Source organism: Klebsiella aerogenes (assembly GCA_029027985.1).
Taxonomy (GTDB): Bacteria; Pseudomonadota; Gammaproteobacteria; order Enterobacterales; family Enterobacteriaceae; genus Klebsiella; species Klebsiella aerogenes_A.
Map to the genome: position 1 here is coordinate 4,904,391 of CP119076.1, position 15,512 is coordinate 4,919,902.

The window sequence follows — 15,512 nt, forward strand, 5'->3', positions numbered from 1 at the left end:
CATTTATGTCTATAAGCGCACAGCAGCTGGCGGCACAAAAAAACATCTCCTGGGTCATCGCGGAGAAGATCGCCCAAAAAATCCTGACTGGCGAATACCCGCCAGAGAGCATCCTTCCCGGTGAAATGGAGCTGGGCGAACAGTTTGGCGTCAGCCGCACAGCCGTTCGTGAAGCGGTAAAAACGCTGACGGCCAAAGGTATGCTGCTTCCGCGTCCGCGTATCGGTACTCGCGTACTGGCACGCAGTAGCTGGAACTTTCTGGATAAAGAGCTGATCGCCTGGTGGCTAACAGAAGATAACTTCGAAGATGTGGTTAGCCATTTCCTGGTCATGCGCAGCAGCCTGGAGCCACAAGCCTGTTTTCTGGCAGCGATAACCAGCACCGCCGAGCAAAAAGCGCAGCTCAATACATTAATGGAAGAAATGATCGAGCTAAAAAGGCATTTTGTCCGCGCCCGCTGGATTGAGGTCGATATGGCCTGGCATGAACACATCTATGCAATGAGCGGCAATCCCTTCCTTACCTCTTTCGCATCGTTATTCCATTCGGTATATCAGACCTACTTTACCTCGATTACGCAAAATGAAGTGGTCAAACTTGATCTCCACCAGGCCATTGTCGATGCGATTCAGGAAAGCGACGGTCCGCGCGCGCAGTTGGCCTGCCAGGCGCTGTTGAATACCCCCAATCAGACAGGTAAATAAAGAAGGAAATAGCATGGCCGGGAAGAAAGGGCTGAGTATGGCCGGATTGCCGTGGATTGCGGCAATGGCCTTTTTTATGCAGGCGCTGGACGCCACTATTTTGAATACCGCTCTTCCCGCTATCGCGCATAGCCTTGACCGTTCTCCGCTGGCAATGCAATCCGCCATCATCAGCTATACCCTGACGGTCGCAATGCTGATCCCGGTGAGCGGCTGGTTGGCCGACCGCTTCGGTACCCGCAAAGTGTTTATCATTGCCGTCAGCCTGTTTACCCTGGGTTCTCTCGCCTGTGCCCTCTCCAGTTCGCTTCTCGAACTGGTTATCTTCCGCGTTATCCAGGGCGTCGGCGGTGCAATGATGATGCCGGTCGCCCGCCTGGCTTTATTACGCGCCTATCCGCGCAGCGAACTGCTACCGGTACTCAATTTCGTCACCATGCCGGGGCTGGTAGGCCCCATTCTCGGCCCCGTGCTCGGCGGTGTACTGGTCACCTGGGCTAGCTGGCATTGGATTTTCCTGATTAACATCCCTATCGGCATTATCGGCATCCTCTACGCCCGCAAATATATGCCGAACTTCACCACCCCGCGCCGTCGTTTCGATACCCGCGGCTTTTTACTTTTCGGTTTAAGCCTGGTGCTGTTTTCCAGCGGTATTGAGCTCTTTGGCGAGAAGATCGTCGCCAGTTGGATGGCGCTGGCGGTTATCGCCCTGAGCGTAGTCCTGATGCTGGCCTATATTCGCCACGCCCGTCGCCATCCAACGCCGCTGATTTCGCTTTCTTTATTTAAGACCCATACCTTCTCCGTGGGGATTGCCGGCAATCTGGCGACGCGACTCGGTACCGGCTGCGTGCCGTTCCTGATGCCGCTGATGCTGCAAGTCGGTTTCGGTTACCCGGCGATTATCGCCGGCTGCATGATTGCCCCGACCGCCGTCGGTTCGATTATTGCTAAATCGACCGTGACGCAAATCCTGCGCTGGTTCGGTTATCGTAAAACGCTGGTTGGGGTCACTATTTTTATTGGCCTGATGATCGCGCAGTTTTCGCTGCAATCGCCGGGAATGCCGCTGTGGTTGTTATTACTGCCGCTGTTTATTCTGGGGATGGCGATGTCCACGCAGTTCACCTCGATGAACACCATTACGCTTGCTGATTTAACGGATGACAACGCCAGTAGCGGTAATAGCCTGCTGGCGGTAACGCAGCAACTGTCAATTAGCCTCGGCGTCGCGATCAGCGCAGCGGTTCTGCGTTTTTATGAAGGGTTTGGTCACGCCAGCACTATCGAGCAGTTCCACTACACCTTTATGACCATGGGGGTGATAACCATCGTGTCGGCGCTGATGTTTATGCTGCTGAGAGCTAAAGATGGCCGCAACCTGATCACGGAGCGGCACAAGCATTAAGCTGAACCGCGAACAATCAACTCAGGAGTAAGCTGCACGCGCTGCTGTTTTTGCCCAGGCTCAGCCATACGGTGAATCAGTACATCGATAGCCAGTTCACCCAGTTCATCTTTTGGTTGATGAATGGTGGTGAGCGGCGGCGTCATATAGCGAGCCAGTTCAATATCGTCATATCCCACCAGCGCCATATCCTGCGGGATGCGTAATCCGGCCTGATACAATGCCTGATAAGCGCCAACCGCCATCGCATCATTGCCGACAAACACCGCCTGCGGCCGCGGCGTTAACGCCAGCAGCTGCTGCATCGCATGAAAACCACCGCCAAATTCAAAATCGCTGGTAATGACATAGCCTTCGGCAACATCAAGTCCGGCGCGGGCCATCGCCGCATGATAACCTTCCAGACGCAGCCGTGACGGGGTTTTATCCAGCGGCCCGGCAATACAGGCGATACGAGTATGACCACGATCGATCAGATACTGGGTAGCCATATCGCCGCCAAACAACGAATTGTCCTGAATCAGATCGCTGTCGCCGTCGAACGGCGCCCAGTCCATCATCACGGTTGGTACCGATGGATAACGCTGCATGATCTCCTGCGAAGGTTGGTGCGTTTCAGTACACAGCAGCAGCAAACCATCGACGCGTTTTTGCATCAGCGTTTCAAGATTGCGGTTCATCCGCTGTTCATCGCCTTCCGTATTGCACAGCACCAGGCTGTAGCCGCGTTCAAAACAGCTGCGTTCCACGCCGCGCACCAGCTCCGAATAAAACGGATTGGTACTGGCGGTGATCAACATGCCGATGGTTCTCGTCTGATTTAACTTGAGGCTACGCGCCAGCGCTGAAGGCGCGTAGTTAAGGCTTTTGATCGCCGCATCAACTTTGGCGGTAATCGCTTCGCTGACAAAACGGTCTTTATTAATGACGTGAGAAACGGTCGAAGTGGAAACGCCCGCGACGCGGGCTACATCCTTCATGGTAGCCAAGCATTACCCCTGTTGACGCAAGAATTCGTCGATCTCTTTGCGCCACGGCACGGATGGCTGCGCCCCTTTACGGGTAACGGCAATCGCGGCGGCGGCATGGGCAAAACGAATGGCTTCCGACACCTCGCTACCTTCCAGCAGCGCCGTGACGAAAGCGCCGTTAAAGGTGTCGCCAGCGGCAATCGTATCGATGGCCTGAACTTTAAATCCAGGGATCCGGCGGCTTTCACCCTCATAGCTTAGCCACACGCCGCGGCTGCCGAGCGTAATCATGACGGTACCAATCCCTTTCGCATGAAGCGCGCTAGCGGCTTTCGCGGCATCGTCGTCGCTCTCAACGCGAATACCGGTCAGCTTTTCCGCTTCGGTTTCATTCGGGGTAATGACATCCACCAGCGCCAGTAGTTCGTCTGATAGCTCGCGCGCCGGTGCGGGGTTTAGCACCACGGTAGTCTGATGCTGGTGCGCAATTTTCGCCGCAGCCATCACGCTCTCCAGCGGCGACTCCAGCTGCATTAACAATGCCTGCGCGCTGGCAATACGTTCTTTTTCCGCCTCGACTTGAGAGACGGATAACGCCGCATTAGCGCCGGCATGAATACCGATGACATTCTCACCTTCCGCATTCACGAAGATCAACGCCACGCCGGTTGATTCGCCAGCAACAGCGCGGACCGGCGCCACATCGATGTTATCGCTCGCCAACTGGCTGCGTACGCGCTCGCCGATATCATCATCGCCAGTACAGGCAATGAAGGCGATATCCGCGCCGCTACGCCCGGCGGCAACCGCCTGATTGGCGCCTTTGCCGCCGAAAGCCACCTGATAGTGGTTTCCAGTAACGGTTTCGCCCGGCGTCGGGAAGGATTCAAGGTTAAGAATGTGATCGGCATTGATGCTGCCAAGGACGACAAGTTTGCTTGCGGTTTTCATCATCTTTGTTCCCGGGAAAGCGCGCCACCGGACTCCGGTGGCGCATGCCCTGCTTTTCTTTTTTATGTTGTCCCTCGAATCGTTACCGATCCGAATCGCATGTTACTGCTTAATGACCAGTTTCAGCTCAACCGGATAGCTGGCATCCACTTTTTCGCCCTTCAGCACTTTATCGGCAGTCTCGACACCTTTAACGCCGATCTGCTCCGGCAACTGAGCGATAGTCGCTGCTAGTTTGCCACTATTTACCGCTTTTTCGCCATCCGGAGTGCCGTCAAATCCAACCACCATCACATCTGATTTGCCTGCAGTCTGCAGCGCACGCAGCGCGCCCAGCGCCATTTCGTCATTCTGCGCAAATACCGCCTGCACGTCCGGATGCGCCGTCAGCAGGTTCTGCATGACGTTCAGACCTTTGGTGCGGTCAAAGTCAGCCGGCTGGCTGGCCAGTACGTTGAATTTATGCGCTGCCACGGCCTGCTTAAAGCCTTCGCCGCGCTCACGCGCCGCGGACGTTCCAGCAATCCCCTGCAGTTCAATGACTTTTGCGCTTTCACCGACTTTCTTCGCAATATAGTCGCCCGCCATTTTACCGCCCAGAACGTTATCGGAAGCGATGTGACTGACCACATCGCCTTTAGCCGCCTGACGGTCAAGGGTGATTACCGGGATTTTCGCCTGATTCGCCATCTTCACGGCGTTGCCGACGGCATCGGAGTCGGTTGGGTTAATCAGCAGCAGCTTCGCGCCACGCACGGTTAAATCCTGAACGTTCGCCAGCTCTTTCGCCGGGTTGTTCTGGGAGTCCAGCACCACCAGGTTGTAGCCCAGCTTATCGGCTTCTTTTTGCGCGCCGTCTTTCAGAGAAACGAAGAACGGGTTGTTCAGGGTAGAGATAACCAGTGCGATGGTATCTTTCGCCATCGCGTTTGCGCTAACGGTCGCGCTTAGAGCAACAGCAGAGACCAGGGTCGCCAGTTTTTTCATATTCATAGTTAAGATGTCCTGTAGAGTTCTCAGTTACTGCTTTTTGTTATCTACCAGTACCGCCAGCAAAATAACCACCGCTTTGACGATCATCTGGTAATAGGAAGAAACGCCTAAAAGGTTCAAGCCATTGTTCAGGAAGCCGAGGATCAGCGCGCCAATCAGGGTGCCGACAATACGCCCTTTACCGCCAGCCAGGCTGGTGCCGCCGAGCACGACCGCCGCAATGGCGTCCAGCTCATAGCCCGTCCCCGCCGTCGGCTGCGCGGAGGAAAGACGCGCCACTTCGATAATACCGGCCAGCGAAGCCAGCATCCCGCACAAAGCGTAGACGATGATTTTCACTTTATTCACGCTGATGCCGGAAAGACGCGTCGCCGCTTCATTACCGCCCAGCGCATAAATATAACGACCGAGGCGAGTATGGTGCAGCATGTACCAGGCCGCCAGGAAGACAATCGCCATAATCCAGACTGGCGTCGGGATCCCCAAAGGACGCCCGATACCGAACCAACCGAAGAGATCGGCGTTATCGCTAAAGCCGGTATTGACCGGACTACCGTTGGTGTAAACCATCGTCACGCCGCGCAGCAGCAGCATCATCACCAGTGTGGCGATAAACGCCTGCACGCGACCTTTCGCGACGATGACCCCGGTGACCGCGCCAATAGCCGCCCCAAGCGCCAACGCAGCGGCAACGGCCACCAGCGCATTCACTTCGATACCGACGATTGATGCCGCGACGGCGCCGGTCAGCGCCAGCAGGGAACCCACGGACAGGTCGATCCCCGATGTCAGAATGACCAGCGTCATTCCTACCGCCATGATGGCGTTAACAGAAGTCTGCTGCAGGATATTGAACAGGTTATTGACGGTAAAAAAGTTGGGACTCATGGTCGAAACGATCGCGATCAGCACCAGCAGGGCGATCAGCGATTTTTGCTCCATCAGCCACGCTTTGGTGAAATAGCGGCGACCAGAAACAGCCTGGGTAGTCATCTTTTTTACTCCTGATTCACACGATTAAGCTTGCCCACAGCGGCAGCCATCAATACTTCCTGGGTGGCCTGCTCGCGTGTAAATTCACCGCCGAGATGCCCTTCATGCATCACCATGATGCGATCGCTCATGCCCAGCACTTCCGGCATCTCCGAAGAAACGAGGATGATGCTCAGGCCGTCGGCTTTAAACTGGTTAATCAACTGGTAGATCTCTTTCTTCGCCCCAACGTCAACGCCACGGGTCGGTTCATCCAGGATTAGCACCTTCGGTCGGGTCATCAGCCCACGGGCGATGGCGACCTTTTGCTGATTGCCACCGGACAGCAGGCCAATGGCCTGCTCCATTGACGGCGTTTTGACGTTGAACAAACGGATAAAATCGCTCACCGCTTGCTGTTCATCTTTATGTTTGAGACCGCCGCCTGCCCGGCTGAAGTAACGCAGCGCGGTCAACGACATGTTTTCTTTCACCGACATCCCCAGCACTAAGCCATCGCGCTTACGGTCTTCGGAGATATACACAATACCGTTCGCCAGACCATCCTGCGGCGAGCGGGTCACCACTTCACGGCCATCGAGGGTGACGGAACCACTGCTGCGCGGCAACGCGCCGTACAACACTTTCATCAGTTCGGTACGCCCGGCACCCATCAGCCCGGCGACGCCAAGGATTTCGCCCTGGCGCAGGGTAAAGGTGACGTTCTCAACACCCGGACCGCAGAGGTTATCGACCTTCAGGCGCACCGCGCCCGGCGCTTTATCAAGATGCGGGTACTGATCTTCCAGCTTACGGCCAACCATCATTTCGATCAGTCGGTCTTCATCCAGCGAAGCCACTTCCCGCTCGGCAATAAACTGCCCGTCGCGGAAGACGGTCACATCGTCGCAAATCTCGAAGATCTCTTTCATGCGGTGGGAGATATAGACGATACCGCGCCCCTGCGATTTCAATTCGCGGATGACGCGGAACAGCGATTCAGTTTCGGTATCGGTTAGCGCATCGGTCGGTTCATCCATAATGATGACCTTCGATTCAAAGCTCAGCACTTTGGCGATTTCCACCATTTGCTGATCGCCAATCGACAAGTCGCCCACCAGCTTCTGGCTGTTAAAGCGTAAATTCAGCTTTACCAGCAGTTTGTCGGCTTCGGCATACATCTGTTTCCAGTCGATTTTGCCAAAACGGTTAACGAATTCGCGGCCGAGGAAAATGTTCTCTGCAATCGTCAATTGCGGGATCAGGTTGAGTTCCTGGTGGATGATGCCGATACCCGCTTCCTGCGAGGATTTTGGGCCGTTAAAGGTGGTTTCTTTGCCTAACCACAGCAAAGAACCGGCGTCACGGGCATAGATGCCGGTCAGCACCTTCATCATGGTGGATTTGCCAGCGCCGTTTTCCCCCACCAGCGCCATCACCCGGCCAGCATAGACATTCAGCGCCGCGCCGGAGAGCGCTTTGACGCCAGGGAACGCTTTGTCGATCCCTTTCAGTTGCAATAAGGCTTCCATGGCGGCGACCTCAAAAAGTCACGCCGGCACAGAGAATGATATTCGCATACGGGGAACACTCCCCGCTGCGAATGACCGCCTGACTATCTGCGGTTTGTTTTTTGAACTGCTCATGACTGGTGTAACGAATTTCAATCGTATTTCCCTGGTGCTGCTGCAGCTGCTCAAGATGATTGAGCAACGTCGCGTGGAGTTGCGGATTATGGGTTTTAATCTCTTCCGCGATGACCGCCGCCTCAACCTGCATCTCCGTCGTTACCACCTCCAGAACCTGCATAAATGAAGGTACGCCCTGAGTCAGCGCCATATCAATGCGCGCGCTGCTGCGGGGAACCGGCAACCCGGCGTCGCAAACAACCAGCGTATCGGTATGACCGAGGCGGGAGATAACGGAAGAAATATCAGCGTTAAGTACGGTGCCTTTTTTCATTTTTTCTCTTTTGCTCCACTAGCGAAACGTTTCGCTGACTTAAGTATTGTCAATCAGCGAACATAAAACCACCACCAGAAGAGAGAAATGTGATCGCCATCGAAACGTTTCGCAAACCGCGCAGCAGAAAAGCATGCCTGAGCCCGAGACAAAAAAAGCCCTTCTCAATGGAAGGGCTTTTTTGACATCAGATTTCCACCTGGGTGCCGAGCTCGATAACCCGGTTTGGCGGGATTTCAAACTGATCCGGCGCGCGCAGGGCATTACGCTGCAGCAGTAAATACAGTTTGCCGCGCAGACGCAGATACCACGGACGTTTGCCGATAATCAGCGATTCGTGCGACATAAAGAACGATGTCTCCATCATTCGGCAGCTTAATCCTTCCAGGCCGCAACGGTGGAACACTTCTTCGACGTTCGGCGTTTCACGCCAGCCGTAGCTCGCCACCACTCGCCAGAATGACGGCGACAGTTGTTCAATCTGCACGCGGCGAACGTTATGCACATAAGGCGCATCTTCAGTACGCAAGGTCAGCAGAATCACACGTTCATGCAGCACCTTGTTGTGCTTCAGGTTATGCAGCAGAGCAAAAGGAATCACGTTCAGGGCGCGGGACATATATACCGCGGTGCCTGGCACGCGCACCGGCGGTGATTTCTCCAGCGATGAGATCATCGCCTCCAGAGAATTACCGTGTTCATGCATCCGGCGTAGCAGACGGAAACGCTCGCTCTTCCAGGTGGTCATTACCGTAAACATCACCAGACCCAGTGATAACGGCAGCCAGCCGCCGGAAACGATCTTATCGAGGTTTGCCGAGAACAGCGGAACATCAATACACAGGAAGGCCATCAGCATCAGGCCGACGAATAGCTTATTCCAGTGCCAGTTTTTCCGCGCCACGGTCGCGGAAAGAATAGAAGTCAGCACCATGGTGCCGGTTACCGCGATACCGTATGCCGCCGCCAGGTTGGAGGAGTGCTCAAAGCTGACGATAACGATGACTACCGAGACGTACAGCAGCCAGTTGATGAATGGGATATAGATCTGCCCGGACTCCATTTCCGAGGTATGGATAATACGCATCGGCGACAGATAGCCCAGACGCACGGCCTGGCGAGTCAACGAGAAGACCCCGGAGATAACGGCCTGCGAAGCGATAACCGTCGCCAGGGTGGCGATAATCAGCATCGGGATCAGCGCCCATTCCGGCGCCAGCAGGAAGAACGGGTTTTTAATCGCTTCCGGATGCTTCAGCAACAGTGCGCCCTGGCCAAAATAGTTAAGCACCAATGACGGCAGCACCACCGAGAACCACGCGACGCGAATCGGTAGTTTGCCGAAGTGGCCCATGTCGGCATACAGCGCCTCAACACCGGTAATCGATAGCACGACCGCGCCAAGCGCAATAAAGGAAACCGTTTTGTATTCCAGGAAGAAGTGCACTGCCCAATACGGGTTTAGCGCCTGCAGGACTTCCGGGTTAGCGAAGATGCTGCGCGCGCCAAGCACCGCCAACAGCAGGAACCAGATAAGCATAATCGGCGCGAACAGCTTGCCGACCATTCCGGTACCGTGTTTTTGAATGGCAAAGAGCAGAGTGAGAACAATAATTGAGATGGGGACAATCCAGGTATCCAGCTGCGGGGCTATAATTTCTAACCCCTCTATCGCCGACATCACCGAAATCGCCGGGGTAATCACCACTTCGCCATAGAAGAAGCTACCGCCAATCAGGCCAAGGATCACTAAGACAGAAGTCATTCTGGCCGAAGTGTTGCGCCCGGCCAGCGACATCAACGTCAGGATCCCGCCCTCGCCAGCGTTATCCGCACGCATCACAAAAGTGATGTATTTGATTGAAACGGTAAATATAAGTAGCCAGAAAATCAGCGACAGGAAACCAAAAACTGCATCACGTTCAACGCCAAAGCCAAACTGACCTGACAGACATTCACGAAGGGTATACAGTGGACTGGTACCAATATCGCCGTAAACCACGCCGATTGCCGCCAGCGTTATCGCCGGCAACGATTGTTTATTATCAGTGCTCATAGACTAGTCTTTTCGTTTATAAAACAAATGTGTGCCTAGTCCCTTGGCCCACAAAAAGCGCACAGTATGCACGATTATTTGCTGAATCGTACCCCTAACTGACACCATATTAACCTGGCTCAAAGAAAATAAATCGATTCTTCAGGCTATTACCACCCCTAATCAAACATCTATACTCGACCCAATAACGACACACGAAAAAGCACGCAACTCTATTATGGCTCAATCACATTTACTGGCAGAAAGAATTTCCCGGCTAAGCGCCGCGTTGGAAAAAGGACTCTTTGAGCGCAGTCACGCAATACGCCTGTGCCTACTTGCAGCGCTCAGCGGCGAAAGCGTATTCCTGCTGGGGCCGCCAGGTATCGCCAAAAGCCTGATCGCCCGCCGCCTCAAATTCGCTTTCCAGCAAGCCCGCGCTTTTGAATACCTGATGACCCGCTTCTCCACCCCGGAGGAGGTTTTCGGCCCACTCTCAATTCAGGCATTAAAAGATGAAGGCCGCTATGAGCGTTTAACGGCGGGCTATCTGCCGGAAGCGGAAATCGTCTTCCTCGATGAAATCTGGAAAGCAGGCCCGGCGATCCTAAATACCCTGCTGACGGCAATCAACGAACGCCACTTCCGCAACGGCGCCTGCGAAGAGAAAATCCCGATGCGCCTGCTGGTGGCAGCCTCAAACGAACTACCAGAAGCGGACAGCAGCCTTGAAGCCCTGTATGACCGTATGCTGATCCGCCTGTGGCTGGATAAAGTGCAGGATAAAACCAACTTCCGTTCGATGCTGGTCAGTCAACAGGATGAAAACAGCAACCCTGTTCCCGAAAACCTGCAGATTAGCACGGAAGAGTTCACTCAGTGGCAGCATGACATCGGCACCGTGAAACTGCCGGACAACGTCTTTGAGCTGGTTTTCCAACTGCGCCAGCAGTTAGATACCCTGCCTAACGCGCCTTACGTTTCCGATCGTCGTTGGAAAAAAGCCATCCGTCTGCTGCAGGCCAGCGCTTTCTTCAGCGGCCGCGACACTATTGCGCCTATCGACCTGATCCTGCTGAAAGATTGCCTGTGGCATAACATCGAAAGCATGAATCTGATGTCACAGCAGCTGGAAGCCCTGATGACCAGCCACGCCTGGGGACAACAGACGATGCTGACCCGATTGGGAGCGATTATCCAACGCCGCATTCAAATCCAGCAGCAGCACAGCGATAAAACCGCTCTCAAAGTCACCCGCGTTGGCGGTATGTTCAGTCGTAAACCGCATTATGAATTGCCGGAAGGCGTTGAAGGCGAAACGCTGACACTGCTTCTCCAGCAGCCGTTGAAACTGCACGATCTCGACGTCATTCATATCGCCTTTGAGCGCGAAACGCTGGTTAACTGGCTGGAGAAAGGCGGCGAGATCCGCGGCAAACTTAATGGTATCGGCTTTGCGCAGCAGCTGACGATGGATGTCGATGCCAGCCAGCATTTGGTCGTGCGTGACGTCAGCCTGCAGGGTTCTCGCCTGTCGCTGCCCGGCAGCGAGTCGCAGGAAAATATGCCTGCCGAAATTCGCCAACAGTTGGAAGCGCTGGATGACGAATGGCATCAACAACATAACCGCTTTAGCGAACAGCAAAAATGTCTGTTTATTCCCGGCGACTGGCTGGGGCGCATCGAAGCCAGCCTGCAAGACGTCGGCACCCAGATTAAACAGGCGCGTCAGTCATGACCCTCGACATGCTGAATGTCATGCTGGCGGTCAGCGAAGAAGGGATGATCGAGGAGATGCTGCTGGCGCTGCTGGCCTCTCCTCAGCTCGCAGTGTTCTTTGAAAAATTTCCGCGGTTGAAAAATATCATCGCCGCCGATATCCCGCGCTGGCGAGAAGCCGTTCGCGCGCGACTCAAGGAGACGCAGATCCCCCCCGAGCTGGACGCCGAAGTGCAAATTTATCAGCAGTCGCAATGCCTTTCGACTTCGCAATTTATCGTGCAGTTGCCGCAAATCCTCGGCAAGCTGCATAAATTGCAATCCCCCTTCGCCGCCCAGGCGCAGCAGCTGGTGGACGATAACGCCACCTTCACCCCCGCGCTGCATACCCTGTTCTTACAGCGCTGGCGTTTAAGTCTGGTAGTCCAGACCACCACCCTCAATCAGCATCTATTAGACGATGAGCGCGATCAGTTGCTCAGCGAAGTGCAGGAGCGTATGACCCTCAGCGGGCAGCTTGAGCCAGTGCTGGTGGAAAACGACAACGCTGCCGGTCGCCTGTGGGATATGAGCGCCGGCGAGCTAAAACGAGGTGATTATCAGTTGATCGTGCGCTATGGCGAATTCCTCAGCCAGCAGCCGGAACTCATGCAGTTGGCCGAGCAGTTGGGACGTTCACGGGAAGCCAAGCTGGTACCGAAAAAAGATGCGCCAATGGAAGCCTTCCGCGCCATGGTTCGCGAACCGGCAACGGTGCCGGAGCAGGTCGATGGGCTCCAGCAAAGCGACGATATTTTGCGGCTGTTGCCGCCAGAGCTGGCGACGCTTGGCATTACCGAACTGGAGTTCGAGTTCTACCGCAAGCTGGTGGAAAAGCAGTTGCTGACCTACCGGTTACACGGCGATGCCTGGCGCGAGAAAATTACCGAACGTCCGGTTACTCGCCAGGATTTTGATGAACAGCCGCGCGGACCGTTTATCGTCTGTGTGGATACATCAGGCTCGATGGGCGGATTCAACGAACAGTGCGCCAAAGCCTTTTGTCTGGCGCTGATGCGCGTCGCGCTGGCCGATAACCGCCGCTGCTACATCATGCTGTTTTCCAGCGAAGTGGTGCACTATGAGCTCACCGGGCCGCAGGGACTGGAGCAGGCGATCCGTTTCTTAAGCCAGCGCTTTCGCGGCGGCACCGATCTGGCCAGCTGTTTTCGCGCCATCATTGAACGTCTGCAAAGCCCGCAATGGGTCGATGCCGATGCAGTGGTGATTTCCGATTTTATCGCCCAGCGACTGCCGGATGAGGTGGTCAATAAGGTGGGGGAACTGCAGCGCAAGCATCAGCACCGTTTTCACGCAGTAGCGATGTCGGTTCACGGCAAACCCGGCATCATGCGCATCTTCGATCATATCTGGCGCTTTGATACCGGGTTACGTAGCCGCCTGCTGCGACGCTGGCGGCGTTAGTCCTTACAGCAGAGCAGCAACGCTTTCACGTACCTGCGTCGGCCATACGCCGCACTGAACCTGGCCGATATGGTCAAGCTGCAGCAGTAACATCGTTAAGCGTGACTGACCAATGCCGCCGCCGATAGTCTGCGGCATTTCACCACGCAGCAGCGCCTGGTGCCATTCAAGCTGCAGACGATCTTCATCGCCGGTCACCGCCAGCTGGCGCTTCAGCGCCTCGGCATCGACACGGATCCCCATAGAAGAAAGCTCGAAAGCATCTTCCAGTACCGGGTTCCACACCAGGATATCGCCGTTCAGACCGGCAAAACCTTCCGCTGACTGAGTGCTCCAGTCATCATAATCCGGCGCACGGACATCGTGGCGCTTACCGTCAGACAGTTTGCCGCCGATACCGATTAAGAATACGGCGCCGAGCTCTTTGGCGATTGCCCGCTCGCGACCTTTGGCGTCAAGATCCGGATAGCGGCTCAACAGCTCCTGGCTGTGAACAAAATGGATCTGTTCCGGCAGGAACGGCGTCAGGCCAAACTCTTTACTTACCGCCAGCTCGGTGGCTTTGATCCCGGCGTAGATCGCCTCAACGGTCGCTTTCAGCGTACCCGTATGACGTTCACCGTCGCCCATTACGCGTTCCCAGTCCCACTGGTCGACATAAACGGAGTGGATGGCGGTCAGTCGGTCTTCATCGGGGCGAAGAGCCTTCATGTGCGTGTACAGCCCTTCGCCCGCGCTGAAGTCGTGTTGTCCCAGGGTTTGACGTTTCCACTTCGCCAGTGAATGAACCACTTCGAATTGGGCGTCTGGCAGTGTTTTCACTTTCACCTGAACCGCTTTCTCGCAGCCAGACAAGTTATCCTGAGTCCCATCACCTACACGGCTTAAGATCGGCGCCTGGACTTCAATCAGACCAAGCTTCTCTTCCAGCTGGCGGGAAAAGTGGGATTTAACGAAACTAATCTGGCGTTGTTTTGCGATGTATGCGGTTTTCATTTTTATGACTCCTGCGTCCTGTTGACATTGATTAAGCAACAAAATGGGCATGCAATTCAATAATCCAACAATAAAAAGACGCATTGAGTTTTGATTCATCAATTTAACGCGCTAAAATAATAAGAATCATCAAACATCATAAGAAAAAGCAATGGAAAATTATCAGATCGACAATCTGGACCGCGGCATCCTCGACGCCTTAATGGCCAATGCGCGTACCGCCTATGCAGAATTAGCAAAACAGTTCGGCGTCAGCCCGGGGACCATTCACGTACGCGTAGAGAAGATGAAGCAGGCGGGCATTATTACCGGCGCGCGAATTGACGTGAGCCCAAAGCAGTTGGGTTATGACGTCGGCTGCTTCATCGGCATCATTCTTAAGAGCGCCAAAGACTATCCTTCCGCCCTCGCCCGCCTGGAAAGCCTGGAAGAGGTCACCGAGGCTTACTACACCACTGGCCACTACAGCATCTTTATTAAGGTTATGTGCAAATCCATCGATGCCCTGCAGCAGGTACTTATCAACAAGATCCAAACAATCGATGAAATTCAGTCCACCGAAACCCTGATCGTGCTGCAGAACCCGATCATGCGTACCATTAAGCCCTGATCGTTTTTTTTAATCCCACATTTTTCCACAGGTAGATCCCAGCTCGCTCACAGCGTACAATACGCCACTCAGAATAGTTGAGCGGGCGATCGGCGAGCATGGCAGACATTACACTTATCAGCGGCAGCACCCTGGGCAGTGCGGAGTATGTAGCAGAGCATCTGGCGGAAAAGCTCGAAGAAGCAGGCTACAGCACTGAGATCCAGCACGGTCCGCTGGTTGACGATCTGCAGCCCGAAGGGATCTGGTTAGTTATCTCTTCTACACATGGCGCCGGCGACATTCCCGACAATCTGCTTCCCTTTTATGAGGCGCTGCTGGAGCAACAGGCCGATCTTTCCGCCGTTCGCTTTGGCGCAGTGGGTATCGGTAGCCGCGAATATGACACTTTCTGCGGCGCAATCGACAAATTAGAAGCGGCATTGAAGGCCAGCGGGGCAAAACAGATCGGCGAAACGCTGAAAATTAATGTCCTGGAACATGAGATTCCGGAAGATCCGGCCGAGGTTTGGTTGGGATCCTGGAAAAATTTACTCTGAGTTTTGTAAAGATCCGCACCTTCTCCTGTGGATAAACCTGCTCAAAAGCTTGGATCAACCAGTAGTTATCCAAAGAATAACCCGAGTATGCTTTTTGAGCTGTGCATAACCCTTCATTCTGATCCCAGCTTATACGGAACAGGATCACCGATCATTCACAGATTGTGATCCTCATTAAGCGT

General features: G+C 54.6%; 14 protein-coding genes. 6 read left to right on the plus strand and 8 right to left on the minus strand.

Annotated features, from left to right (window positions below):
- The first annotated feature begins 5 nt into the window (after positions 1-5).
- Positions 6-707, plus strand: coding sequence for a FadR/GntR family transcriptional regulator (locus PYR66_23245; GenBank protein WEF28121.1), 702 nt, complete (start codon positions 6-8; stop codon positions 705-707).
- Positions 708-720: 13 nt separating this feature from the next.
- Positions 721-2,118 carry a multidrug transporter subunit MdtD gene (gene mdtD, locus PYR66_23250; protein WEF28122.1) on the plus strand — a complete coding sequence of 466 codons (1,398 nt, stop codon included), beginning with the start codon at positions 721-723 and terminating at the stop codon, positions 2,116-2,118.
- On the opposite strand, the gene rbsR is transcribed toward mdtD, so the two are convergent.
- From rbsR to kup, 7 genes are all read right to left on the minus strand, one after another.
- Positions 2,115-3,107 carry a ribose operon transcriptional repressor RbsR gene (gene rbsR, locus PYR66_23255; protein ID WEF28123.1) on the minus strand — a complete coding sequence of 331 codons (993 nt, stop codon included), beginning with the start codon at positions 3,105-3,107 and terminating at the stop codon, positions 2,115-2,117. The two genes, mdtD and rbsR, sit on opposite strands and share 4 nt — an antisense overlap.
- Positions 3,108-3,110: 3 nt before the next feature.
- Complete coding sequence (rbsK, locus tag PYR66_23260; protein ID WEF28124.1) at positions 3,111-4,043, minus strand: ribokinase; 933 nt, start codon at positions 4,041-4,043, stop codon at positions 3,111-3,113.
- 99 nt (positions 4,044-4,142) lie between these two features.
- Complete coding sequence (gene rbsB, locus PYR66_23265) at positions 4,143-5,033, minus strand: ribose ABC transporter substrate-binding protein RbsB (GenBank protein WEF28125.1); 891 nt, start codon at positions 5,031-5,033, stop codon at positions 4,143-4,145.
- Between the two features lie 27 nt (positions 5,034-5,060).
- Positions 5,061-6,026: a ribose ABC transporter permease gene (rbsC, locus tag PYR66_23270; protein WEF28126.1), complete on the minus strand. Its 966-nt coding sequence runs from the start codon at positions 6,024-6,026 to the stop codon at positions 5,061-5,063.
- Between the two features lie 5 nt (positions 6,027-6,031).
- Complete coding sequence (gene rbsA, locus PYR66_23275; GenBank protein ID WEF28127.1) at positions 6,032-7,537, minus strand: ribose ABC transporter ATP-binding protein RbsA; 1,506 nt, start codon at positions 7,535-7,537, stop codon at positions 6,032-6,034.
- A gap of 10 nt (positions 7,538-7,547) precedes the next feature.
- Positions 7,548-7,967 (minus strand): D-ribose pyranase, encoded by a 420-nt coding sequence (gene rbsD / locus PYR66_23280; protein WEF28128.1) that lies wholly within the window; start codon positions 7,965-7,967, stop codon positions 7,548-7,550.
- A 187-nt stretch (positions 7,968-8,154) separates the two neighbouring features.
- The gene (kup, locus tag PYR66_23285; protein ID WEF28129.1) at positions 8,155-10,023 is read right to left on the minus strand and encodes a low affinity potassium transporter Kup; all 1,869 of its coding nucleotides are present in this window, start codon (positions 10,021-10,023) and stop codon (positions 8,155-8,157) included.
- Positions 10,024-10,240: 217 nt separating this feature from the next.
- On the opposite strand from kup, the gene ravA reads away from it, so the two are divergent.
- Together ravA and viaA are read left to right on the plus strand one after the other, a co-directional pair.
- Positions 10,241-11,740 (plus strand): ATPase RavA, encoded by a 1,500-nt coding sequence (ravA, locus tag PYR66_23290; protein ID WEF28130.1) that lies wholly within the window; start codon positions 10,241-10,243, stop codon positions 11,738-11,740.
- Entirely contained in the window at positions 11,737-13,185 is a 1,449-nt protein-coding gene (gene viaA, locus PYR66_23295) for an ATPase RavA stimulator ViaA (GenBank protein ID WEF28131.1), read from the plus strand. Before ravA ends, viaA begins: the two co-directional genes overlap by 4 nt.
- A gap of 3 nt (positions 13,186-13,188) precedes the next feature.
- Here the strand turns inward: viaA and asnA are convergent, their stop codons facing one another.
- Positions 13,189-14,181: an aspartate--ammonia ligase gene (gene asnA, locus PYR66_23300; GenBank protein ID WEF28132.1), complete on the minus strand. Its 993-nt coding sequence runs from the start codon at positions 14,179-14,181 to the stop codon at positions 13,189-13,191.
- 151 nt (positions 14,182-14,332) lie between these two features.
- Between asnA and asnC the strand changes: the two genes are divergently transcribed.
- Both asnC and mioC read left to right on the plus strand, forming a co-directional pair.
- A complete protein-coding gene (gene asnC, locus PYR66_23305) occupies positions 14,333-14,791 on the plus strand; it encodes a transcriptional regulator AsnC (protein WEF28133.1) in 459 nt (152 codons plus the stop codon).
- Positions 14,792-14,889: 98 nt separating this feature from the next.
- Positions 14,890-15,330: an FMN-binding protein MioC gene (gene mioC / locus PYR66_23310; GenBank protein WEF28134.1), complete on the plus strand. Its 441-nt coding sequence runs from the start codon at positions 14,890-14,892 to the stop codon at positions 15,328-15,330.
- Positions 15,331-15,512 lie beyond the last annotated feature (182 nt).